The sequence below is a fragment of the Yinghuangia aomiensis genome (assembly GCF_039542225.1).
Classification (GTDB): domain Bacteria; phylum Actinomycetota; class Actinomycetes; order Streptomycetales; family Streptomycetaceae; genus Yinghuangia; species Yinghuangia aomiensis.
The window spans coordinates 147,586-170,406 of sequence record NZ_BAABHS010000016.1; the positions used below are offsets into that span (position 1 = coordinate 147,586).

The 22,821-nt window shown below is 73.7% G+C and carries 22 protein-coding genes; 10 read left to right on the forward strand and 12 right to left on the reverse strand.

Annotation, left to right across the window (positions count from 1 at the left end):
* The first annotated feature begins 7 nt into the window (after positions 1-7).
* Complete coding sequence (locus ABEA93_RS22795) at positions 8-736, forward strand: TetR family transcriptional regulator (RefSeq protein WP_345677544.1); 729 nt, start codon at positions 8-10, stop codon at positions 734-736.
* 156 nt (positions 737-892) lie between these two features.
* Here the strand turns inward: ABEA93_RS22795 and ABEA93_RS22800 are convergent, their stop codons facing one another.
* Positions 893-1,276: a VOC family protein gene (locus ABEA93_RS22800; RefSeq protein ID WP_345677545.1), complete on the reverse strand. Its 384-nt coding sequence runs from the start codon at positions 1,274-1,276 to the stop codon at positions 893-895.
* Between the two features lie 171 nt (positions 1,277-1,447).
* On the opposite strand from ABEA93_RS22800, the gene ABEA93_RS22805 reads away from it, so the two are divergent.
* The 6 genes from ABEA93_RS22805 (at position 1,448) to ABEA93_RS22830 (ending at position 7,877) form a co-directional block, all read left to right on the forward strand.
* On the forward strand, positions 1,448-2,509 hold the full coding sequence (locus ABEA93_RS22805; protein WP_345677629.1) for an ADP-ribosylglycohydrolase family protein: 1,062 nt from the start codon (positions 1,448-1,450) through the stop codon (positions 2,507-2,509).
* Positions 2,506-4,113, forward strand: coding sequence for a bifunctional phosphatase PAP2/diacylglycerol kinase family protein (locus ABEA93_RS22810; RefSeq protein WP_345677546.1), 1,608 nt, complete (start codon positions 2,506-2,508; stop codon positions 4,111-4,113). Before ABEA93_RS22805 ends, ABEA93_RS22810 begins: the two co-directional genes overlap by 4 nt.
* Positions 4,114-4,321: 208 nt before the next feature.
* Positions 4,322-4,972, forward strand: coding sequence for a hypothetical protein (locus ABEA93_RS22815; RefSeq protein ID WP_345677547.1), 651 nt, complete (start codon positions 4,322-4,324; stop codon positions 4,970-4,972).
* 277 nt (positions 4,973-5,249) lie between these two features.
* A complete protein-coding gene (locus ABEA93_RS22820) occupies positions 5,250-5,600 on the forward strand; it encodes a hypothetical protein (RefSeq protein WP_345677548.1) in 351 nt (116 codons plus the stop codon).
* Between the two features lie 265 nt (positions 5,601-5,865).
* Positions 5,866-7,146 carry a MurT ligase domain-containing protein gene (locus ABEA93_RS22825; protein WP_345677549.1) on the forward strand — a complete coding sequence of 427 codons (1,281 nt, stop codon included), beginning with the start codon at positions 5,866-5,868 and terminating at the stop codon, positions 7,144-7,146.
* Positions 7,146-7,877: a type 1 glutamine amidotransferase gene (locus tag ABEA93_RS22830; protein ID WP_345677630.1), complete on the forward strand. Its 732-nt coding sequence runs from the start codon at positions 7,146-7,148 to the stop codon at positions 7,875-7,877. Before ABEA93_RS22825 ends, ABEA93_RS22830 begins: the two co-directional genes overlap by 1 nt.
* Positions 7,878-8,020: 143 nt before the next feature.
* On the opposite strand, the gene ABEA93_RS22835 is transcribed toward ABEA93_RS22830, so the two are convergent.
* On the reverse strand, positions 8,021-9,265 hold the full coding sequence (locus ABEA93_RS22835; RefSeq protein ID WP_345677631.1) for an MFS transporter: 1,245 nt from the start codon (positions 9,263-9,265) through the stop codon (positions 8,021-8,023).
* Between the two features lie 65 nt (positions 9,266-9,330).
* Positions 9,331-10,032 (reverse strand): ArsR/SmtB family transcription factor, encoded by a 702-nt coding sequence (locus ABEA93_RS22840; protein ID WP_345677550.1) that lies wholly within the window; start codon positions 10,030-10,032, stop codon positions 9,331-9,333.
* A gap of 377 nt (positions 10,033-10,409) precedes the next feature.
* Between ABEA93_RS22840 and ABEA93_RS22845 the strand changes: the two genes are divergently transcribed.
* Positions 10,410-10,631 (forward strand): hypothetical protein, encoded by a 222-nt coding sequence (locus ABEA93_RS22845; RefSeq protein WP_345677551.1) that lies wholly within the window; start codon positions 10,410-10,412, stop codon positions 10,629-10,631.
* 28 nt (positions 10,632-10,659) lie between these two features.
* Here ABEA93_RS22845 and ABEA93_RS22850 read toward each other — a convergent pair whose 3' ends face one another.
* From ABEA93_RS22850 to ABEA93_RS22860, 3 genes are all read right to left on the reverse strand, one after another.
* Positions 10,660-11,187, reverse strand: a complete 528-nt coding sequence (locus ABEA93_RS22850) for a DUF3291 domain-containing protein (RefSeq protein WP_345677552.1) — start codon at positions 11,185-11,187, stop codon at positions 10,660-10,662.
* Between the two features lie 462 nt (positions 11,188-11,649).
* The gene (locus ABEA93_RS22855; protein ID WP_345677553.1) at positions 11,650-12,903 is read right to left on the reverse strand and encodes a PP2C family protein-serine/threonine phosphatase; all 1,254 of its coding nucleotides are present in this window, start codon (positions 12,901-12,903) and stop codon (positions 11,650-11,652) included.
* 398 nt (positions 12,904-13,301) lie between these two features.
* Entirely contained in the window at positions 13,302-14,201 is a 900-nt protein-coding gene (locus ABEA93_RS22860) for a helix-turn-helix transcriptional regulator (protein ID WP_345677554.1), read from the reverse strand.
* 419 nt (positions 14,202-14,620) lie between these two features.
* Between ABEA93_RS22860 and ABEA93_RS22865 the strand changes: the two genes are divergently transcribed.
* Entirely contained in the window at positions 14,621-15,865 is a 1,245-nt protein-coding gene (locus ABEA93_RS22865; protein WP_345677556.1) for a WD40 repeat domain-containing protein, read from the forward strand.
* A gap of 208 nt (positions 15,866-16,073) precedes the next feature.
* Positions 16,074-16,814 carry a dienelactone hydrolase family protein gene (locus ABEA93_RS22870; protein ID WP_345677557.1) on the forward strand — a complete coding sequence of 247 codons (741 nt, stop codon included), beginning with the start codon at positions 16,074-16,076 and terminating at the stop codon, positions 16,812-16,814.
* Positions 16,815-16,939: 125 nt separating this feature from the next.
* Here the strand turns inward: ABEA93_RS22870 and ABEA93_RS22875 are convergent, their stop codons facing one another.
* The 6 genes from ABEA93_RS22875 to ABEA93_RS22900 all read right to left on the reverse strand — a co-directional run bounded on the left by ABEA93_RS22875 (position 16,940) and on the right by ABEA93_RS22900 (position 22,730).
* Positions 16,940-17,383 (reverse strand): hypothetical protein, encoded by a 444-nt coding sequence (locus ABEA93_RS22875; protein ID WP_345677558.1) that lies wholly within the window; start codon positions 17,381-17,383, stop codon positions 16,940-16,942.
* A gap of 156 nt (positions 17,384-17,539) precedes the next feature.
* Positions 17,540-18,121, reverse strand: a complete 582-nt coding sequence (locus tag ABEA93_RS22880; protein WP_345677560.1) for a dihydrofolate reductase family protein — start codon at positions 18,119-18,121, stop codon at positions 17,540-17,542.
* A 182-nt stretch (positions 18,122-18,303) separates the two neighbouring features.
* On the reverse strand, positions 18,304-19,221 hold the full coding sequence (locus tag ABEA93_RS22885) for a methylenetetrahydrofolate reductase (protein WP_345677561.1): 918 nt from the start codon (positions 19,219-19,221) through the stop codon (positions 18,304-18,306).
* Between the two features lie 297 nt (positions 19,222-19,518).
* A complete protein-coding gene (locus ABEA93_RS22890) occupies positions 19,519-20,514 on the reverse strand; it encodes an SDR family oxidoreductase (RefSeq protein WP_345677562.1) in 996 nt (331 codons plus the stop codon).
* Between the two features lie 522 nt (positions 20,515-21,036).
* Positions 21,037-22,275, reverse strand: coding sequence for a cation diffusion facilitator family transporter (locus ABEA93_RS22895; RefSeq protein ID WP_345677563.1), 1,239 nt, complete (start codon positions 22,273-22,275; stop codon positions 21,037-21,039).
* Positions 22,272-22,730, reverse strand: a complete 459-nt coding sequence (locus ABEA93_RS22900) for an ArsR/SmtB family transcription factor (protein ID WP_345677564.1) — start codon at positions 22,728-22,730, stop codon at positions 22,272-22,274. Before ABEA93_RS22900 ends, ABEA93_RS22895 begins: the two co-directional genes overlap by 4 nt.
* Positions 22,731-22,821 lie beyond the last annotated feature (91 nt).

Sequence of the window (22,821 nt, forward strand, 5' to 3'; positions counted from 1 at the left end):
GGGTCGCATGGCGCACAACGAGTCCACCCCGGCAGGCACCACCGCCGGGACCAGCGGCAACACCGCGGGCGGCACCCCCGCCCGCACCCCGGGCGGCCCCGGCGGGTCCGGCAGCGGCCGCTCCGCGCTGCGCCGCCTCGAACTCCTGGACGCCGCCGACCGCGTCGTCATGCGCGACGGCCCCGACGCGTCGATGAACACCATCGCCGCTGAGGCCGGCATCACCAAGCCGATCCTGTACCGGCACTTCGGCGACAAGGACGGCCTGTACCGGGCGCTCGCCGAACGCCACACCGAGGAACTCGCCCTCGCCATCCGCGCCGCCGTCGACCCGGCGCGCGGCCACTCCCCCCGCGAACGCATCCAGGCGACCATCGACACCTACCTGGCGCACATCGAAGCCAACCCGCAGGTGTACCGGTTCCTGCTGCACCGCGCGGGAGCGGAGTCGGCCGACGTGCACGGCCATGTGACCGCCTACCAGCGCCGCGTCGGCGAGGAACTCGCGCGTTCGTTCGACCCGGTCGGCGCCACCGGCGTCCTCGCGCGAGCCTGGGCGCACGGCATCGTCGGCATGGTCCAGGCCTGCGGCGACTGGTGGCTCGAAGAACACCCGTGCGAACGCGCCGAGCTGACCGTCTACCTCACCGAACTCCTGTGGGGCGCCCTCCCCACCGCCTTGGCCATGGCCGCCGAGTCGGCGAAGGCCGCGGACGGGGCCGATCAGGCGCAGTAGCGGCGCAGCGCCTCGTCGTCGACGGCAGCGCCCGGTGGGGCCCGGATCCGTGTCGCACGGCGGTGTGGTCGTTCGGGCGGCGCGGTCGAACAGGCATACGGCACGGCGGGCTCTCGGCCCGGTCCGCGCCCGCCACGTCCCTCGCGGAACTCTCGCCTAGGGCCGGTAGCGGATGGGGTGGTCTTCGGGGACTTCGACCAGGACGATGCGCAGGCCGTCGGGGTCGGCGATCCACATTTCGTCCAGGCCCCAGGGTTCACGGCGGGGTTCGCGCAGGACGGTGACGTCGTGGGCGGCGAGTTCGGCGGCGGTGGCGGGCAGGTCGCGGACTTGGAGCCACAGTTCGGTGGCGGCGGTGGGGGGTTCGGGGCTGCCTGCGGAGACTTCGAGGTAGCCGCCGCCGAGGAAGAACACGGTGCCGCGGTGCGGGCCGGTGCCGAACTCGCGGTAGATGGCGAGTCCGAGGACGTCGCGGTAGAAGGCGCGGGTGCGTTCGAGGTCGGTGGGCCGCAGGAGCAGGCGGCCGGCGAGGACGTCCATGGGTGTGTCTTCGCCCACTCCCGCGGGGGTTATGCGCGCGGTGGGGGCCGGGAAGGGGCGTTACGCTGCGGCGGGACCGTTCCCGAGGCCGGGCGGCAGGGCCGGGCTTGCGGGTGGTGTGGCTGGCGAGGCTTAGGGGCGTGCGTGGCGTACGAGCGGGTTGCGGGTGCGATGTTCGGGTCGGCGTACGGGGATGCGATGGGGGCGCCCACCGAGTTTCTGCCGTACGCGCAGATCGTCCGCAGGTTCGACGTGCCCGACGATGCGCCGGGTGCGGGCGAGCTGCCGGTGCACGGCGGGGTGGCGATGGTGACCGACGACACCCAGATGGCTCTGGCGGTGGCGGATGCGCTGCTGGCGGCGGTGGAGGACGGGCACGCGCTGTCGGCGGAGCGTCTGACGCCGCGGCTGCGGGGCCGGTATCTGGCGTGGTGGCAGTCCCCCGACAACAACCGGGCGCCGGGGACGACGTGCATGCAGGCGTGCAAGGCGTTGGCGCGCGGCGGTGCGTGGGAGGCGGCGACGCGGCGCGGGTCGAAGGGCTGCGGCGCGAACATGCGGGTGGCGCCGGTGGCGTTGCTGGACGGGGTGTCGGAGGCGGACCGGTGCGGTGCGGCGCAGCTGCAGTCGGCGCTGACGCACGGGCATCCCACGGCGTTGGCCGCGTCCGATCTGACGGCGGCGGCGGTGCATGCGCTGCGGGTGGGTGTCGCACCGCGGGACCTGCCGGGGTATTTGCGGGCGCATGTGGGGCAGCAGCGCAGTGTGTATCGAGGTGATTGGCTCGGGGACGAGCTGTGGCGGGGTCCGTTCGCGTCGTCGCCGGAGGAGTTCATCGCGCGCGGATGGGACGAGTGCGCCGGTGTCCTGGACCGGTTGGACGCGGCGCTGCTGCTCGGTGACCGGCGGGCGGATCCGTGCCGGATCACCGGTGCGGGCTGGATCGCGGAGGAGGCTTTGGCGACCGGGCTGCTGTGCTTCCTGCTGTTCCCGGATGCGCCGGTGGATGCGTTGACGCGGGCGGCGATGACGTCCGGGGACTCGGATTCGATCGCGGCGTTGGCGGGGGCGTTCGCCGGTGCCGCGTACGGCATGGCGGCGTGGCCCGAGGCGTGGGCGGGCGTGGTGGAGTACCGCGAGGAGCTGGAGCGGGTGTCGGCGGGCTTGGCCGCGGGCACTGCGGGCAGCGGTACGGGTACAGGTACGGGTGTGGCAGGGGGTGCGGGTCGGTGACGGGCACGGGTGCCAGGTCGCACGGGCGGGTGTTCGGGGATCTGGTCGCGGCCGCGTTGGCGCAGGAGGGGGCGCGGCCCGGCGTGCTGGGGCGGGTGCATGCGGTGGACCATGCGGCGTTCGCGTGGTTGGCGCAGCACCATGTGCCGTGGGCGAACCGGGCGTTGCCGGCGTTGTCGCGGTCGGCGAACCATTCGCGGTTGTGGATGGTGGCGGCGGGTTCGATGGCGCTGTCGGGGGGCCGGGCGGGGCGGCGTGCGGCGTTGCGGGGCCTGGGGTCGGTGGCGTTGGCGTCGACGGTGACGAACGCGGTCATGAAGCGGGCGGCGCGCAGGCCGCGTCCGGTCTTGGACCTGGTGCCGGAGGTGCGGCGGTTGCCGCGGCAGCCGTGGACGACGTCGTTCCCGTCGGGTCACGCCGCCTCGGCGGCGGCGTTCGCGACGGGGGTGGCGTTGGAGTCGCGGTCGCTGGGGGCCACGGCGGGTGTGCTGGCGGGCGGCGTGGCGTTGTCGCGCGTGTACACGGGTGTGCACTATCCGGGCGATGTGCTGGCGGGTGCGGCGTTGGGGGCGGGGCTGGCGGCGGTGACGCTGCGCTGGTGGCCGCGGCGCCCGGTCGCGGCGGCGTTCGCGCCGGTGCCGCAGGTGCGGGTGCCGGTGCTGCCGGACGGCGACGGGGTTGTGGTGGTGGTGAACGCGTCGGCGGGCCCGGAGGGCGAGGTCGCGCCGCGGCTGCGGGAGCTTTTGCCGGCGGCGAAGATCGTCGAGCGGGGGGCGCGGCCGGCCGGGTCGGACCCGGATCTGGAAGGCGGCTCCGATCTGGAGGCCCTGCTGCGGTCGGCCGCGGCGGAAGCGGTGGTGCTGGGGGTCGCGGGCGGGGACGGGTCGATCAACGCGGCGGCGAAGGTCGCCCTCGAGTTCAACGTGCCGCTCGCGGTGTTCGCGGCCGGGACGCTCAACCACTTCGCGGGCGACCTGGGGCTGCAGCGGCTGGAGGACACCGCCCGTGCGGTGCGCGCGGGCGAGGCGGTGCTGGTGGACGTGGCGGAGATCGCCAGGGACCGCACGTTCGACTTCGGGCCCATGTCGCAGACCGACCCGGAGGTCTTCCTCAACACGTTCTCCATCGGGGTGTATCCGGACCTGGTGCGGGCGCGCGAGGCGTTGGAGGGCCGGATCGGGAAGTGGCCGGCGATGCTCGTCGGGCTGGTGTCGGTGCTGAAGGAGGCCCGTCCGGTCAAGCTGCGGGTGGACGGGCGGGCCCGGTCGGTGTGGCTGCTGTTCCTGGGCAACGGGGCGTATGCGCCGGCGGGGTTCGCGCCCGCGTACCGGCCGAACCTGCACGACGGCCTGCTGGACGTGCGTCTGGTCGACGCGGCCAAGCCCGCGGCGCGGACCCGGCTGGTCGCGGCGGTGCTGTCGGGCACGCTGGGGCGTTCGCGCGTCTACGAGGCGACCACCGCGCGTGCGATGCGGCTCACGGAGATCCAGGAGGGCGCCCCGCTCGCGGTCGACGGCGAGGTGCGTCCGGGTGCGTCCCAGCTGCGGGTGGCGAAGGGCCGCCGGGTGGTGGTGTACCGGCCCGCGGGGGCACGGCGGGCGTGAGCCCGGGGCGGCGGATGCGGGGGTTCCGGATCAAGGTGAGGGGAATCCGGGTGCGCCGGTGCCGCGATGTTCGGCACAGTGGGCGGCGAACGGGGATCGTGCGCGGGCGCTGCGGCAAGGTCGCGGCGCCGCCGGCTGGCTGAAGGGCGGCGGTATGGGGGGCGGTTTGGCGGCCGGGGGCGCGGCGGGACGCGGGTTTTCGGGGGCGATGTCGGTGGCGGCCGGCGCGGATCTGGTCCGGCCCGGCAGCAGACATGCGCTGCGCCGTGGCGTGGTGCCGCGGTCGCGCGGGCGTGCGGGTGCGGGGCTGCGGGTGCTGTCGGCGGGTGCCGGGGCACGTGGTGCGGCGCCCGGCGGGCCGGGGGCGGGTGCGTCTGCGGTTTCGGCGGCCGCGGTGCTGTCCGCTGCCGGTGCGGCCGCGGGGGCCGCGGCGGGGGTGTCGGCGGCGGCACGGTCGCACCGGGTGCCGCGGGGTGCGGTGCGGGCGGCGCGGCTGCTGGCGGCGGGCCGGATCGCGGTCGGGGTCGCGCAGGCGGTGGTGCCGCAGGCGGCCGAGCGGTGGCTGCCGGCGCGCCCGGCGGGCGCGAAGGACCCGGCGGCGGTTCCGGCACGGGGGCTGGGAGTGCGCGACACGGTCGTCGCGGCGGGCTGCCTGCACGCCCTGTCCCAGGGGCGCGGCGCGGCGGAGTGGGCGTGGCTGCAGGTCGCCGCCGACGTGGCGGACGGCGCGGGCACCGCCGGGCGCTGGCGGGCGCTGGACCGGCGGGAGAAGACGTGGATCGTGCTGCTGGGCCTGCTGGCCGCCGCGGACACGGCAGTCGCGGTGGCGTTGGGCGGCGCGGACGCCGACGGCGCATGACGGGCGCGTGTGGCTGCGCGGCGGCCGGCGCCTGGCGGCGCCGGTGCGGGTTCCGCGGCGTCTGTGCGGTTCGTATGGTGCGGCCGGGGTGGCGCGGGGGCGGGCGGTAATGCTCGGGCGATGGTGGGGACTGCGCGGGGGCGGGGCGCCGCAGCGGGATGTGCCGGTGGTGGCGGTGGTAGCGCCGGGCATGCGGCCGTTCTTTTGTGCGGATCGGATGCGGGCTTGGCTGGTGGCGTGTGTGCGGCGGCTCGGGTACGTGTGTGTGGATGTCCGGGTGGATGCCGCCGACCTGCCCGCGTCCGGGGGCGAGGCCGCATGGGCGGAGGGGCTGGCGGCGCGGATCGGGACGGCGGACGTGGTGCTGCTGCTGCGCCCGGCGGGGGTCCGCGACAACGTGGACGCGGTGGCGCCGGCGTGTGACGCGGTGCGGGCCCGGTACGGCGCGAAGCCGCTGGGCGAGGTGCGGTACGTGGGGATGTGGCTGGAGGTGGAGGGTCTGCCGCGGCCGGACGACAAGGGCTTCTTTTTCGATCGGGATCTGGGGCGTCCGCTGTATTGGCAGGCCGCCGAGCGGGCGGTGGCGGCCCGCTTGGCTCGGCTGCTGGGCCGGACACCGCAGGCCTAGGCCGTGTCTGGTGGGTCCGCGGAGCCGTTTGTGTACCGACTCGTCGACAGGTCGGCGTGTGGGGTGGGCGGGCTCGCGCCTGCGGGGGCTGTTCTCGATAGGCTGGTGTGACGTAATCGATTCCCCTGCAGGGCGCCGCGTTCCGGCATGCCGTGCGGGGGTTTCCTCGGGTTTCGGCGGATTCCGTGCCCCGGGGTTGTCGAGTTGGGAACGGCCGCCGGCCTGGTCGCGCGGCAGTGCGAGACCGCTGGAGGGCACGCATCCGATGACAGGTACCCCCGCCCCGGGCCACTCGGGGCCTGCGCGCAGGCCCGAGGCATTGCCGCCGCGGGCCAAGTTGGCGGTGACCGCGAACCGGGTGACCGCGGCGATCTCGCGCCGGGCCGGCAAGGGCAGCGGTTCGGTGATCGGCGGGAAGATCGCGCTGCGGATCGCGCCCGATCTCCTCGCTCAGCTCGCCGACCACCTGCAGGTCGTGCTGGTGTCCGGCACCAACGGCAAGACCACCACCACCCGTCTGATCGCCGAGGCGATGCGGGCGGCCGGCCCGGTGGTGTCGAACGCGCTCGGCGCGAACATGCCCGCCGGGATCACCTCGGCCCTCGCCGGTGCGGGCGACGCCCGCTACGGCGTGATCGAGGTCGACGAGAAGTACCTGGCCGGTGTGGCCCGGGACTCCGAGCCGCTGGCGATCGTGCTGCTGAACCTGTCGCGCGACCAGCTCGACCGGGCCGCCGAGACGCGCATGCTCGCGGAGAAGTGGCGCGAGGGCCTGCGCGGCACCGAGGCGATCCTGGTCGCGAACGCGGACGACCCGCTGGTGGTGTGGGCGGCCTCGTCGGCGAAGGACGTGGTGTGGGTAGCCGCCGGGCAGATGTGGCAGGAAGACTCCTGGTCGTGCCCGTCGTGCGGCGGCGTGATGAACCGGCCCGGGGACGACTGGTACTGCGGCGAGTGCGACTTCCGCCGCCCCCAGGTGACCTGGTCGCTCGTCGGCGACGAGATGGTCGACCCGGACGGGCGGGTGTGGCCGCTGGAACTCCAGCTGCCCGGCCGCGCCAACCGCGCCAACGCCACCACCGCGGCCGCGGTCGCGTCGGTGTTCGGCGTGGACACCGCTTCCGCGCTCGCCCGCATGAAGAACGTCACCGCGGTCGCCGGCCGCTACGACGTCCTCCCCTACCGCGGCCGCCACCTGCGGATGCTCCTGGCGAAGAACCCGGCCGGCTGGCTGGAGACGTTCTCGCTGATCGACCCCGCCCCCGCCCCGGTCATCCTGTCGGTGAACGCGCTCGACGCGGACGGCAAGGACACCTCCTGGCTGTGGGACGTCGACTACACCAAGCTCGCCGGCCGCCCCCTGTTCGTCCTCGGACAGCGCCGTCTGGACCTCGCGGTGCGCCTCGACGTCGCCGGACTGACGTTCCAGGTCCACGAGCACCTCGCCGACGCGGTCGCGGCGTGCCCGCCCGGGCAGATCGAAGTCATCGCGAACTACACGGCGTTCCAGCAGCTGCGGCGCACGGTCAAGGAGGCGCAGGCGTGATCGGCATGAGCAAGCTGCGGCTGGTGTGGATCTACCCGGACCTGCTGAGCACCTACGGCGACCAGGGCAACGCGCTCATCGTCGAGCGGCGCGCCCGGATGCGCGGCATCGAGGTCGAACGCGTCGACGTGCGCTCCGACCAGCCCGTGCCGACGTCGGGCGACATCTACCTGATCGGCGGCGGCGAGGACCGGCCGCAGCGCCTGGCCGCGGAGCGGCTGCGCCGCGACCCGGGCCTGGGCCAGGCGGTGGCGCGCGGCGCGACGCTGCTGGCGGTGTGCGCGGGCTACCAGATCATCGGGCACGAGTTCGTCGACGACCTGGACCGCGTCGAACCGGGTCTGGGGCTGCTGGACGTGAAGTCCGGGCGCGGCCCGGTCGGCCGGCGCTGCGTCGGCGAGGTCTTGGCGGACGTCGACCCGCAGCTGGGGCTGCCGGTCCTGTCCGGGTTCGAGAACCACCAGGGTGTCACCTACATCGGCGCGCACGCCCAGCCGCTGGCGCGCACCACGGTCGGGTTCGGCAACGGCACCGACGACGGCACCGAAGGTGCTTGGGCGGGCCGGGTGATCGGCACCTACATGCACGGCCCGGTCATGTCCCGCAACCCCGGGCTGGCGGACCTGCTGCTGACGTGGGCGACCGGTGTGCCGCTGACGCCGCTGGAAGACCGGTGGCACGAGCAGCTGCGCACCGAGCGGCTGCGCGCGGCGCGGTCGACGACGGCCTGACGCGGCCGCCGCCGACGGACGGCGGAGCACGACGTACGCAGCACACAGGGCCGGGGCCCGGGGAGAGAAGGTTCTCCCCGGGCCCCGGCCCCTTTTTTGTGCCGGTGCTGTCGCGGGTGCCGTGCTCGGGTCCGATTCCCGGCTCAGGCGTGCGCGGGTGTGGGGTTGCGGGTGGGCAGGTCGCGGACGGTGCGCAGCGGGGAGAACCACAGGATCAGTGCGGTCGCGGGTACGCCCGCGGCGGTGATCCATACGGCGGTGCGCGGGCCGAGGGCGGTGCCGAGGGTGCCGGCGAGGAGTGCGCCGACGGGGATGATGCCGTAGTTGAGGAACGCGGTGCTTGCGCCGACGCGGCCCAGCAGTGCGGGTGGGCAGTAGGCCTGGTGGAAGCCGACTTTGACGACGTTTCCGGCCACCACGCCCGCGGAAGTGGCGAACCCGCCCGCGGCGAACCACACCAGGCCCCAGCCCGCGGTGGTCAGCGGGGTGAGGAGGGTGAGGCTGCCGACGCCGAGTTCGAAGACCAGGCTTGCGCGGGCGGTGCCGAGGCGGGTTGCGGCGCGGCGGGCGGCGAACGCGCCCGCGATGCCGCCGGCTCCGGTGGTGGCGATGAGCAGTCCGACGGTGCGTTCGTCGAGGCCTACGGTGCGGACCAGGAACACGACCTGGAGGGTCTGCAGGCCGATGAGGGCGACGTTCGACGCGGTGGAGAACAGCGTCAGGGTGCGCAGCCACGGGTCGCGGAACACCAGGGCGAGGCCTTCGCGGACTTCCGCGGCGAGTGCGCCGCGTGGGCGGGGGGTGCGGGGGCGGGCGGGTTCGCGGTGGCGTATCGCGGCGAGGCAGGCGGCCGAGGCGGCGAACGTGGCGGAGTTGACCAGCAGGGCGTTGACGGTGCCGGCGGCGTGGGCGACCAGTCCGCCCGCGCCGCGTCCGGCCAGTTGCGCGGCGGATGCGCTGCCGTGGAGTTTGGCGTTGCCTTCGGCTTGGTCCTCGGGGGCGAGGATGCGGGGCAGGTAGGCGGTGTAGGCGGTCTGGAAGAACACCGCGGCCACGCCGCCGAGGAACGCGGCGGCCAGCAGCACGCCGATGCTCAGGACGCCGGTGTGCGCGAGGACGGGCACGGCGGCGAACAGCGCCGTGGAGAACCCGGCCGATGCGAGCATGACCGGGCGGCGCGGCCACCGGTCGACCCAGGCCCCTACCGGGAGCCCGATGAGCAGCCACGGCAGCCATGCGGCCGCCGCGAGGACGCCGACCTCGAAGGTGCCCGCGTCCAGGACGGTGATCGCGGTCAGCGGCATGGCGATGCCGGTGACGGATGCGCCGAATTTGCCCGCGACTTCGCCGCACCACAGGAGGGTGAAGTCGCGGTGGCGCAGGAGCAGGCTGCGCGGGTCTGAGGCCGCTGCTGCTGTTGCGGGTCGGGTGGCCGGGGCGGGGGTTTGTGTGGTCACGGGGTGGGGTCCGGGGAGGTGTCGTCGGGGGTGTCGGGGGCTGCGCTGTCCGAATTGTTCGAGTTGTCCGGGTTGTTCGGGACTGATTCGTCGGGGGCCAGGGGGAAGGCCTGGATTTGGACGGCGACGGGGCGGGTGTCGGGGCCGGGTGCGTCGGCTGCGGTGGCGGCGTGGCGGGCGACGACGTCGGCGAGTTCGGTGTTGAGGGCGGCGAGTTGGGCGGGGGTCATGGCCAGGTCGGTGCGTTCGCTGGTGGTGCGGGCGCGGCGCCAGGCGTCGCCGGGGTCGGCGGCGTAGGAGCGGGCGGCGCGGTCGAAGGCGCGGCGCAGCAGGGCGTCGACGTACACGGCGGCGGCGGTGCGGGTTTCGGGGTCGTCGGCGAGGTCGGCGGTCTCCAGGTGGAGGCGCGAGGGGGTGGGGGCCCACCAGCGTTCGCGGCGGGTGCCGCGGGTGGGGTCTTCGGTGATGAAGCCGTGGTCGGCGAGGTGGCGCAGGTGCCAGCTGACGGTGCCGGTGTTCTCGCCGAGTCGGCGGGCGAGGGTGGTGGAGGTGGCGGGGCCGTGCCGGTCGAGGAGTTCGAGGATGCGGACGCGGAGGGGGTGGGCGAGGGCGCGCAGTCCGCGGGCATCGAGGTGGCGTAGCGGGCGGTCGGGGTCGGGGGTGGAGGGGATGCCGACGGGGTGGTGGGGGGAGGTCATGGGGCGAGGCTAGTCTTGCAGAGAGTTCTCTGCAAAGGAGTATCTGCAGAGGATTGTCTGCGATGCGCGCCCGCCGCCCTGCCCGGCAGACTGCGGTGTTCCTGGCCGCCGGGTATACCGAGGCGCCGTTTCCGGCGTGTGCGCTGCCGGCGTGTGCGCTGCCGGCGTGGTCGGCGGCGTTGCGCGGACGGTGGCGCAGGCGGGGCTGCCGGCTGCCGGGGCGTCGGCGGTGCGGGTGAGCGGGTTGTTCTTGGCCGTGGCGCTGATGGTGCAGTTCGCGGTTTCGCGGGCGGGGGCGTCGAGGCCGGGGACGTCGTCGAGTGGCGGGGCGAGCTGCCGGCGATGGCGGGCGGTGTGGTGCTGCCGGCCGTTCTGCTGTGGCGGAGGCGGTGTACGTCGGGCTCACGCTGTGGGCGCTGGGCACGCCCTACGGGTACATGTCCGTGCCCCGCGCGTCGCTGCCGCGGTGGCCGCTGCGGGTGCTGCTCGCCCGGTGGGCGATACGCCGCCCGCGTGTGGCGTGGAGGGATGCCGCCGTGGTCGCGCCCGTGGGGACGGTGGTGGCGGTGACGTTCCTGTCGGGCCGCTGGGCCGGGTGACGCCGCGGCCGGGCCGTCCGAGGGGCCGCTAGCGTCCGGCGGTGTCGGGGGCGGGGAAGCGGGTGCGGAAGGTGAAGGCTTCCGGGGTGGGGCCGTGGGTGCGCAGGTGGTCGAGGCGGGCGGCGGCGTCGTGTTCGGTGGGCTGGGTGCCGGCCGGGACCCACCACAGGACCTGGGAGTGCCGGCCGGGGTCGGTGAACCAGTCGCGGCGGCGGCGCAGCAGCTCCATGTGGTTGCTGCGGTAGACGAAGTCCCAGAGGCTGTCGGCGTCGCGCCACACGGACAGGTTGACGAGGTATTCGGGGCCGAAGACGGCCGGGGGGACGGTGGCGTAGGGGTCGTCGGGGTCTTCGAGCAGGCGCCAGACGAACCCGGGTGCGGCTTCGGCGAGTCCGTTGATCTCGGGGAGCGCGGCGACGAACTCGGCGAGCTGCGGGGAGTCGATGGGGGCGACGAGGCGTGCGACGTTGAGCTGCGCGAGGTGGTGGCCGGCGGCGGGCGCGGCCGGGGCGGGTGCGTCGGTCGTCGGGGCGGGGGTGGCAGGCGTGTTCGGCATGGCGTCATGGCACCATCCCCCGCACGTCTATGTCAATCCTGATTGTTTTTAGAAGATGCGGGGCGGACGCTGAACGGCCGGGCGCCGACGGCAGGTTCCGGACCGGGCCACAATCCCGGCATGGATGACGCATTCACACTGCTGCGCCGAGCCGCCGGCCTCCTCCCCCACGACGTCACCGCCGCGCAGGGGCAGACGGTCGGGGATGCCCGCGCGGAGATGGCCTGCCAGGAGTGGGAGTCGGCCGTCGACCTGCCGGCAAAGATCGGCGACATCCATGCGGCTGAGTCGGGTGGCCGAGCCGGGTGGGAAGATCTGCCGCGGCGGGAACGGGCAGCTCCACCGGTGCCACCGTCGGCGTCCGGTGCAGGTGGACGCCGGCTCGGCCGGATCCGCGGTTCCGGGGGCAACGGCCTGTCGAAGGGGCGGCGGCCTACGCCGTTCGCCTGCCGGGAGAGACCTTCAGGACCACAGGGCGTTCTTCGCGTAGAGGCGCACGGTGTCGGGGTCGTAGTCGATGCGGTCCCGGTCCGGGGTTCGTTCGGCGATCAGGACCGCGGTGTCGTCCGAGGTGTCGGAGCCGCGGAAGTCCGCGAGATCGCGAAGCAGTCCATCGCGCAGTGCCTCGGCGTCGCCGCAGTGGGCGGCCAGCGTTCCCAGGCGGTCGGCCAGCGGGTAGAACTCGCCGTCGCGGTCGCGGCTTTCGGTGACGCCGTCGGTGACCATGACGAGCGCGTCTCCGACGGCGAGTGGGACGCGGTGGGTGACCGGCGGCTCGCCTGTCATGTTGCCCATGCCGAGAGGCAGGGACGGTTCGAGGTCCAGGGCGTGGACCTGTCCGCCGCGCACCAGCAGCGGCGGGACGTGCCCGAAGTTGGCGATGTCCACGTAGCCGTCGCCGAAGCCGAGGAGGAGTGCGGTGGAGTACCGGCTGTGCGGGTCGCTGTTGATGTGCCGCGCCCAGAGGTTCTGGCGCTGCATGCGGACGTCGAGGCGCCGGCCGACTTCCCGCAGGTCGGACTCGTGGTAGCCGCTTTCGCTGAAGGTGCCCAGGAGCGCGGTGGCGGCGGCGACCACCGGGAGGCCGTGCCCGGTAACGTCGCCGATGACCGCGCGGACGCCGTGCGGCGAGGGCTGCATGTCGTACCAGTCGCCACCGATGTTCGCGGCCTCGGCGCAGGGCAGGTACACGTGGGCGAAGGTCAGGTCGTACATCCGGGTGACGGGGACGCGCCTGACCGCGAGCTGGGCGCACTCGGCGACGTCGTACACGGCGGTGAGGCGTCGGCGCTGCCGCCTCCGGAATCCGCACAAGGCCAGGACCACGAAGGCGCCGCTGAGGGCGAAGACGAGGTAGCCGGCCGACCACAGGGGCTCAGGGGTGAGGAGTTCGGCGAAGGTCACCGAGCCCAGCGAGGCCACCGCCAGGCCTGCGGTCACCGGCAGCGAGGTGGACATCGCGGCCATGACCAGCAGGAGGATGAGGAACGGCCGAGGCCGGGCGTCGCCGGGCGACGAGACGTGGGCCGCGACGACAATGGCCGCCAGCGCAACGACGAGCAGCCGCGCGCCGGCCGTCCAGCGCGAGCGGTGCCGCGATTCCGGCCGGGGAGGCGGCCCCATGGAGAACAGACGCCTCAGCCTGTCGAGCCGGTCCGCGAGTCGCCGCCCGCCGTTCGCTGCAATGGTCGCGGGCGCGAGGCTCGCGTTCGCCATGGGTGATTCCAAACATTGTCCGACGGGCCGAACGCAGATTATACATACAATTCGGACATTTTGGATATTTGTTCGGCTTTCACGACGCGCCTGTGAGCGCCTTGTCGCCTCGTCCGGCATCCCGACCGTCGGTGCACGCATGGCCGATTCGCCTGCCGGGGCGATTGAAGACGGCGGCCACGGCAACTGCCACGTGCGCGAAGCCCACGGCCGGCCGTGCCCCGGTCGCCCCCGAGGGCCGACGCAGCAGCTCGCGCCCATGGCCGGCACAGGCAATAGGGCGATATCTGCGCACCCATTCCCGAGCACGTCCCGTCAGCCCTCCACCAGGCAAGACGAAGGCTCGGCGCCGGCTTTCGTTTGTTCTCAACCCCCGGAGCGCGGCGGGCGGTGTTGTGTCAGATCCCGGAATCGGCGGCTTCCGCTGCGCCGTCCGCGCTGCGCGTGCCGTCCGCGCCGTCCGCATCGTCGGCGGCCGGGGGTTCGGTGCGGGCGAGGGTGACGCAGCAGCGGCCCGGGGCGGCATCCATGCGCGCATGCCAGGCGGTCGCGTCGGCGCCATCGACGAGGCCGTCGAGCAGGGCCAGGTTCATGCCGCACACCAGCGGCGGGAACTCGTCGGCCAAGCGGTGGAAGGGGCAGTTGCGCAGGCGCAGCGCGTCGAGGCCCGCGGCGGGGTCGGCGTACGGCTGGTAGCCCTGCGCGGTCAAGGCGGCGAGCAGACGATCGCGGGGATCGTCCGCGGTGCCACGGAACGCCTGCCCGACGGCGCGGCCTTCCTCGCGGGCCACGGCGGCGACCGTGGCATCCGCACGCAGACGCTCCAGTGCGGCGGCCAGAACGGTGCCCGCCGTGTCGTAGGCACGCGGCGGCACCGCGACAGCGGTCTCCCCCGCTGCCCGCCGGTACACCTTCGCCGGGCGTCCCGCCCCAGGCCCGCTGCGCCCGGCCGGGCGGGCGAACTCGGCGTCGAGGAAGCCCGCGTCGACGAGCCGGTCCAGATGGTGCGCGGCAAGGGTGCGGCCCACACCGACGGCTTCCGCGGCCTCGGCCCGGCCGACGGGCTCCGACGCGGCGGCCACGTACCTGTACAGCGCCCGGCGCACCGGATCGGCCAACGCTCCGAGGGCGTCGAGCGCGGCGTCCTCCGCGGCCGAGACCGGGGCGGACGCCTCGGTGCCCGCGCGATGTCCGCGGCGCCCGACCGCACCGACCGCACCGACCGGGTCGTTGCCGTCGGCGGCGTTGCGGGGCGCGGCGAGGCCGTCGTCGGTCCGGGTGTCGGGCGTTGGCTCCACGTGGGGAGTCTAGGTGCGGCGCTGCGTGAACGAAGACCGCCGGGGCCGCGCGGGCCGAGCACCAGTGCGGCCATGGTTGCGCAGCCGCGCCCCGTACTCCCCGCCGTCCGGGGTGTCGATGCGGGGGAGGACCGCGTCGAGCGCTCTCGTGCGGTGCCCGGAGCGGGTGCGGGTACGCCTTTTCGCCTTCCGCCAGGTGCACGCGAGCGGACACCGGACACCCCCGGGAAGCCTTCAACCTCATCTTGAGGGTCATGGTTGGTGTGATGGCTTGTTTCCGCCCCTGAAGCGGCCCGCGGGCGGCGCGAAGCTGCGTGCCTTGCCGGGTGTGGCAGCCCGGACCGCCTCCACCGCGGACCGGCTCGAAGCCGTCCCGTCCTCCGCGGCCTTGTCGGTGTCCGTGGCTAGCGTCCCGCGTCGTGGACACGGACGAGATCACGCTGGTGCATCACGGCTTTCCGAAGCCCAAGTACGTACGCCTGCGGGTGGACGGCGGATCGCTGCGCAGGGAGAGCGGCAGCGGTTCGTCCGGCAAGCCCCGGCACAGCGCCAAGGACTGCGGGTCGCCGACGGAAGCCGGCTACGCGTTGGCGAAGGAGATGCACAAGCGGCTGCGCGACGGGTTCGTGATGCTCCGCGACCCGGCCGAGGCGGCCGTCGGCGAGCCGGTGCTGGTCGCCGCCGCGCCGAACCGCTGTGGATCGCAGGTGCTCGACGTGCACCCGGGCGGGCACACGCTCGTGGTCGCGACGATGCTCAAGGAGGCCTACGGAGCCGAAATCCACCTGGTCGACGTCGCAACCGGCGTCCGGCGCCTGGTACACACCGAACCGGCGGGCGAGCGTCAGACGTTCCTGCACACGGTGCGTTTCGATGCCGCCGGGCAGGGCGTGGTCTATGCGCTCAACGGGGAGACCCGGCTCCTGGACCTCGCCACCGGCGCTTCGCGCACCCTCGCCGCCTACGAGCAGTGGCAGACCTCGGACTTCAACCCGTTCTGTGTCCAGCCGTCCTGGGACCGGGCCCGGCAGCGGCTGCTGGTCTTCGATACGGGGAACCGGGTCCGCGTCCTCGACGCCGACGGCGTTCCGGTGCTGGAACTGGACGTGGCGCGGCAGCCCGAGTGCCGGGCCGGTGCCCTGTCGCCGTCGGGGCGGCTGCTGGCGCTCGCGTTCGGGTTGGGCCCGGCGCACGTCGAGGTGTGGGACGTCGACACCGGCCGGCGGGTGCAGCGGCACGGGTTTCCGTTCCCGTTCCCCGCCGGTCGCGACTCGGCCGGGTGCGGCGGTGTGGACGTGCTCGGGTTCGACCCGACGGAGCGGTTCCTGGTCGCCAACGGGGGGTTCGCCGAAGGCCCGTTCGCGATGGCACTCGACACCGGCGCATTGGCGTGGGCGGTCCCCGATCCGCACCGCACCGACCGGTGGGGCACCTGCTACGCCTGGGCGTTCTCCCCCGACGGCACCCGCCTCACGGTCGGCGACCGCGGTGTCGTCGCACTGCGCGACCCCGACACCGGCACCCCGCTACTCCCCCTCCCCGGCCTCCCCGACCCGCAGCTGCGCACGGGAACGGGCCGCACCTACCGGGTCGTCTACACGGACGCGGGCGATCTGCTGGTGTGCGGGGGCGACGGCGGCCGCATCGTCGTCCTCCGCGCCTGACCCGACGCACCGGGGCGGGAGCCGCGGCGGAATTGCGTTGGCGGACCGGCCGGGGCTCCTGCTAGGTTCCGGGAGGCCGTGCGAGAGAACGAGGAGGTGGTACCCGTGAACGCAGTATCGACATGGGTGCTCCCCTCCGGGGTCACGGTCGGACGATAGTCAGGTCGTCCGGGAGCGCCGTTCCACGCGACTCCCGAAGGACACGACCATGGACTTCACTTCCGCACAGCGTTTCGACGACGGTCTCGTCGAACGCGCCTTCACCCTCGGCGAGATCCCCGGCATCCTGTGGACGCCCGGATCCGCAACCCCGTCCGCTCCCGCGCCGCTGATCCTGCTCGGCCTCCCCCCGCTCGGACTGCGCCACATGCACCCGCGGCTGCTGGACCGGGCCCGGCGGTCGGCGGCGGACGGCTTCGCCGCGGCCACCATCGAACTGCCCGGCAGCGGCGACCGGCCCCGCTGGGACGTCCTCGACCGGGCGCGCACCGACCTGCGCCGTGTCATGCAGGCCGGGGAGCCGGTCGACGACGACCTCGTGGACCGGCTCGTCCTCCCGCTCGTCGACCGGGCCGTCCCCGAATGGCAGTCCGCACTGGACGCGCTCCTGGCACTGCCCGAGATCGGCGGACCGGTCGGGTACTCCGGCGGGATCATCTCGATCGGGACCCGGCTGGCGGTGGTCGAGCCACGCATCCGGGCCGCCGTGCTGTTCGCGGGGAGCTTCGTGCCGCGCGCCGTGGTCGAGGAGGCCCGGCAGGTCGATATCCCGCTGCACGTCCTGCTGCAGTGGGACGACGAAGGCGGCCACCGGCAGGCGTCCTTGGACCTGTTCGACGCGTTCGGCACCAAGGACAAGACCCTGGTCGCCAACATGGGCGGGCACACCGGCGTCCCCCAGCACACGGGCGACGCCGCGGCCGCGTTCTTCACCCGGCACCTGAAGTAGCACCCAGGCGGGCAGGCCGACGCCGCGGAGCGGTTCGCGGCGTCGGCCTGCCCGCACCGGCCCCGCACCGCACCGACCCGGCGCAGCAAGGCGGGGTGCACGTCCGACGGCGGCCGCCCCCGGGGTTACTCCCCCGTGGTGGCCGCCGTTTGGGCGATGCGCTGTTCGATCTCTTCGCGTATCGGCCGGTACGCCTCCTCCGCGGCACGCATGCGTGCTTCGCAGCGGGCCCAGGCTTCACGCGAGCGTTTGCGGCGGCCGGGGACCAGGTCGTAGCGGCGACGCCGGACCGTGCGGACGTCGACCATGAACCCGGGCCGGGTGCGTACGCCGTGGTCCCACCGCACCTGGCTCTGCGCGGCGCGCAGTTCCTCCTCGAACGCCTGCGCGGCTTGGTACCACTGCGCTTCTTCGGCGGGCGTGGCCTCGACGCGGGTGGGCGAGCCGAACTCGATCGTGGTGATCTCGTACATCGTGAACGTCTCGAGGCCGTCGGGCACCTGCACCCAGGCCAGGGTTCGCCAGGGCCACGGGGTGAGTTCGAAGACGTGCTTTCTGACGGTCGTCACGCTGGGTGCTCCTCGCCGGGCCGGTCGGGGTGCCGTCCGGCCCGTGCGCAGGGCACGGGGATCCGGGCGGCGCATGTGCCGCGCTCAGCGTAGGGCCCGCCCGGGCCCGCCCGCCGAAGTCGCCCGGCAGGCCCGGCGCCACGGGCGACGGATCGGTCAGCGGCGTACCCGGTAGCGCAGGTGGAGCACCCCGTTGCCGGGGATCACCACGTCGGGGTCCTCCAGCAGGTGCCGGGCGTGGACGGACCCGAAGTAGCGTTTGCCGGACCCGAACACGACGGGTGCGACGTCCATGCGCACCTCGTCGACCAGGCCAGCGGCCAGGACCTGGCCGCCGACGTCCCCGGCGGAGACCTCGACGATGCGGTCACCCGCCAGCTGCTGCGCCGTGGCCACGGCTGCCTCGACGCCGTCGACGAAGTGGAACGGCGCGGCCGGGTCCCAGCCTTCGGGCTCGGGCCGGTGGGTCACCACGACCACGTGGTCGATCCCGCTCGGCGGCTTCCCGTCCCAGCCGTCCGTCAGGTCGAATACGTGCCGGCCGACGATCGTGACGCCGATCCGGTCCCAGTACGGCCGCACGTAGTCGTAGGACGTCCGCGACACCTTCAGCACGCCGCTCTCGTCCAACGGCACGTCGCCACTGGTCAACCACGCGAACAGCGGTCCGGGCTGGTCATGCTCGTCCGCGATGAAGCCGTCCACCGACACCGAGCTGTACATGACCACCTTGCCCACGGGGCTCTCCTCTGCTTCGGGGGTGCCCCAAATTAGCCGGTTGTGCGCTGTCGCTCCTGCGGGAAATCAAGCCGCAGCACCGCGAGGTCGACCTGCCCCGGACCGGGCCCGGTCTCGGCGGCCAGGTCCGCCTCGCTCGTCTCTTCCGGTCGCTTCCGGATGCCGCTGCCGCGCGCGGGCGATCAGCGGCGGAGTTCGGACCGGAGCCGGGTGGCCAGGTCGACCGCCGCCTCGATCTCCTCACGGCGGATGGACACGCTCTCGACGTTGAGGCCGAACGGCACGTCGAGCCGCCGGCAGAAGGCCATCAGCTCGCGGGCGGTCGCCAGCGCATGCTCGAACGATGCCTCCAGCGTGTCGTCGGCGTGCTGGAGTTCGTTGTGGATCCAGCGGGGCACGTCCACGCCGAGCCATCGCAGGAACTCCAGCGTCTTCATCGACCCGCAGACCGAAAACGTGAACACGATCGGGACGGGCGCCAGATCACGGGCGGCGCACTCGTAGCGGTAGTCCGAAACCAGGTCCTTGGCGGCGTTGACGTCGTAAACGACCTGGGTGACGAAGTAGGAGCAGCCGGTCTCCTGCTTCGCGAGCAAACGCAGGTGCTCCGTACCCGTGCGCGTGTGTCGCTCCGGGATCGCGACGCCGCCGAGCAGGAGGTCGGGCCTGAGCCCGGCCCGCAGCGACTGGGCGCGCGACAGAGTGGTGGCGACCGGCGTCTCCCGCGACGCCGCGCCCACGAAGACCGAGAGGGCCCGGTCGGGCTGCGCGGCGAGCCAGCTTCGGAAGTCGCTCTCGTTGTACTTGCCGACCGCCCGGTAGACCACGACCGGCAGGTCGAGCGCTCCCAAGTGCCGGGCGAGGTACTCGGCGGGGTCCATCGTCGGCGTGAACGGGAACGGCCGCTCGGCCGGGTTCCGGTCGCTTTCGTCGTCGATGTCGTACAGCACGAGCCCGTCGGGCTTCAGGCCGTCGAGCCGCGTGCGGGTGATGCCGGCGATCTCCTGAGCCCGCTCGGGGGTGGTCGTCTGCCTGGGCGGCGTCACCGCGAAGAGCAGAAACTCACCCGCGCGGTCGCCGATGCGCTGCTGGAGGTCCACGGCAGCGACCCTAGCCGGTCGGCTCGTTCCGTGATGCTCCGAACGCAGCCGTGACACTGTGCTCCTGACCGGTCCCCCGGCACCGTGGCCCCGTGCCCGCGGGTGCGCCGGGCGTCCCCGGGGGCGAGCAGGCCGGCGGGTTCGGCAGTCGCGACGGTTCGACGTTTCGGCGTTTCGGCGTTTCGGCGGACGTTCTCCGGCTTCTTGTGCCGGGACGCCGGGCGGTGCCCGGAGCCCTCCCGGTACAAGGGCTCCGGCAACGCCCGCCGCGCGCCTTCGGGTTCAGGAGCAGGGTGGTCAGCGGTAGCCGGTGGTGTCGTCGGGCTTGCCCTGCTCCAGGACCTCGACGAGGTACCGCCACGCGTCGGGGCGGCTGCCGTCCAGGTCGGTGAAGCCGTAGTCGCGGGCGAGCCCGCCGCTCGACAGGGACGCGCCGTTGTGGCGGGCCCGGTCCGGGTCGCCGGCCAGCGCGGCGACGGCGCGGCCTACGTAGGCGGGCGACTCGGAGATCACGAAGTGCGGCTGCACGGCGACCGCGTCGCGCCATGTGTCCTCGGTGACGCCGAAACCGTCGAGCATCGCCTCCGAACGCAGCCAGCCCGGCGTCAGCGCGACCGCGGTGCCGCCGAACGGGGCGAGTTCCTGCGCCTGGGCGTACGCCAGGCGCAGCACCGAGGCCTTGGCCAGGTCGTAGTACACCGACATGCGGTAGCGGTCGCCGTTGTATTCGGCGGTGCCGTCGGTGACTTCGACGACCAGTCCGCCGGGGCGGCGGATGACGAGCGGCAGGAGGTGGTGGCTGGTGATCAGGTGGGTGTCCACGGCCAGGCGCAGCAGGTGCAGGCCCTTGTCGAGGTCGTGCTCCCAGACCTTGGCGCTCGAGTCGTACAGGTGCTCACTGCCCCAGATGTTGTTGACCAGGACGTCCAGCCGCCCGTGGTCGGCGTCGATCCGCGCGGCCAGTGCGGCGACGTCCGCGGGCACGAGGTGGTCGGCGACGACCGCGACACCGCGGCCGCCCGCGGCGGTGACCAGGGCGGCGGTCTCCTCGATGGTCTCCGGCCGGTCGACCTCCGACCGTCGGCCCGCGGTGCTGCGCCCGGTCACGTACACGGTCGCTCCGGCTTCGCCGAGCCGGGTGGCGATGCCGCGCCCGGCGCCGCGCGTCGCCCCGGCGACGAGCGCGACGGTGCCGGACAGATCCACGTCGGGGGCGATCCCGGCGAGGCTGGGCGCGGGGACGGCGTCGGCGGGGACCGGGGTTGCCGCGGGTGTGGTGGCGTTGTCGTTCATGCGGACCAGCCTCTCGGGAATTCCCGACAAGGAGTGTCCGCTATTCCGGGGATGTTTCCGGTGTTTTTGTGCACGCCGTCGGGCGGCGGTGGCGAACCGGGGAGCGTGAAGCGCCGCTTCCTGCAGGAGGAAGACCCGCTTCCACTCCGCATGCGACGGCGCCCCGCGAAACGCCGCGCATCCTCCCGCAGCCTGCTCATCCGTCGCAACGCAACCGGTATCCCGGGCCTCGACACGGTCGGCCCAGGCGACGACTGCCGAAGGCTCCGCCCCCGATGAACCCCCAGGCCAAAGCCCCCACGACCCCCGGAAGCCCCAGCACCGGTATTCGTTCCGATGGTCCTCAACCCCAAGCACCCCTCGATGACACGCCGGCCCTGTCGTGACGCACTCCGCTGCGCCGCGCCTGCATCGGCCGCCTTCGTCGGACGGGCGCCCGTCCGGACACGGGCAGACCGGGGCCCGCGGGATCGGATGATCCGGCAAGCCCCGGTCTGCGGTGGTCTGCCGGGTGCCGGTTCTTCAGTGGCTGTGTCCCGGTGTCGCGGCCTGGGGTTCGCTCGGTGTGCGGTGTCCGTGCTGCTCGTGTGGTGCGTCGTGGTGTTCGCCGGCGGTGTCGCTGCCGGTGTCGGCCGGGGCTGCGCCGTTCTTGCTGCTGCGTGTGGTGGCGGGGTTGGGGCGGTGGACGGCGCCGTGGGGGTCGCTGCAGTGGGTGTCGGTGGTGGTGCCGGGGGCGTCGGCGATTCGCCAGAGGCCGGGGGGTGTGTGGTCGATCTGGAGGGTGGTGTGTTCGACGCCGTAGTGGTCGCGCAGGAGGTGTTCGAGACGGCCGCGGACGGCGTGGCAGTCGTCGCCTTGGTCGACGAGGACGTGGGCGGACAGGGCGGGGAAGCCGGAGGTGATGGTCCAGATGTGCAGGTCGTGGACTTCGGAGACGCCGGGTTGGGCGGCGAGTTCGCCGCCGATTTCGTCGGGGTCGAGGCCGGCGGGGGCGGCTTCGAGGAGGATCTTCCAGGATTCGCGGACGAGGCCGAGGCCGGCTTTGAGCATGAGTGCGGCGACGACGAGGGAGGCGATGGCGTCGGCGCGGGCGAAGCCGGTGGTGAGGACGACGATGCCGGAGACGGCGGTGGCGATGAACGCCCACAGGTCGTTGAGGATGTGCTGGTAGGCGCCTTCGACGTTGAGGCTGGTGCGGTTGGCGCGGGAGATCAGCCAGGCGGCGATGACGTTGACGACGATGCCGGTGAGCGCGGTGACGACGACGAGGCCGCCTTCGACGTCCGGCGGGGAGATCAGCCGGCGGACGGCCTCGTAGGTGAACCACACGACCAGGAGCAGCAGGGTGATGCCGTTGACCTGTGCGGAGAGGATTTCGGCGCGTTTGAGGCCGTAGGTCCAGCGGCCGCGGGCGGGGCGGGCGGCCAGGCGCATGGCGACGAGGGCGAGCACGATCGAGATCGCGTCGGTGAGCATGTGCCCGGCGTCGGTGATGAGGGCGAGGGACTGGGCGATGACGCCGATGACGACCTCGACGGCCATGTAGGCGCCGATGAGGACGAGTGCGGCGGTGAGGTAGCGGCGGTCGGCGTCGGCGCTGACGCCGTGGCTGTGGCCGTCGTGTCCGCCGGGGCCGTGCGCATGCCCGTGTCCGCGGCCGTGTCCGGAGCTTTTGCCGCGGCCGGGGGTACCGGGGCCGGGTGCGTCGTGCGGGCCGTGCGCGTGGTCGTGGATCGCCCCGGGGGCGTGCGCGGATGTCATCGTGCGGTTCCTCCGGGGGCGGCGGCGGGTGCGGCCGGGTCGGGCCGGTGCGTGTCGGGGGTGTCGGGGTCGGTGTGGTCGGTGTGGTCGAGGTGGGCGAGGGTGACGTCCAGCAGCAGCCGTACGTGGGCGTCGGCGAGGCGGTAGTAGGCCATGCGGCCGGCGCGGCGGGCGGTGACGACGCGGTGGGCGCGCAGCAGGCGCAGTTGGTGGGAGACCGCGGACTCGCCTTGTCCGCAGGCGGCGGCGAGGTCGCACACGCACATTTCGCCTTCGAGGAGGGCGGCGAGGAGTTTGAGGCGTCCGGGGTCGCCGAGGAGGGCGAAGACCGCGGCGGTGTCGGCGACGCGGGTGCCGTCGGGGAGTGCGGCGCGCACCGTGCGGACGCGGTCGGCGTCGACGATGCGGACGCCGCAGCCTGCGTCGGTGTCGTGGGGGGCGGCGTCGGCGGTCATCTGCCGCTCCGCGTGGTCGGCAAGGCGCGCAGTGCGGCCGCCGCCCTGACATCTGAACAGGTCTTCATACGACGAGGGTACGGGGAGGGGG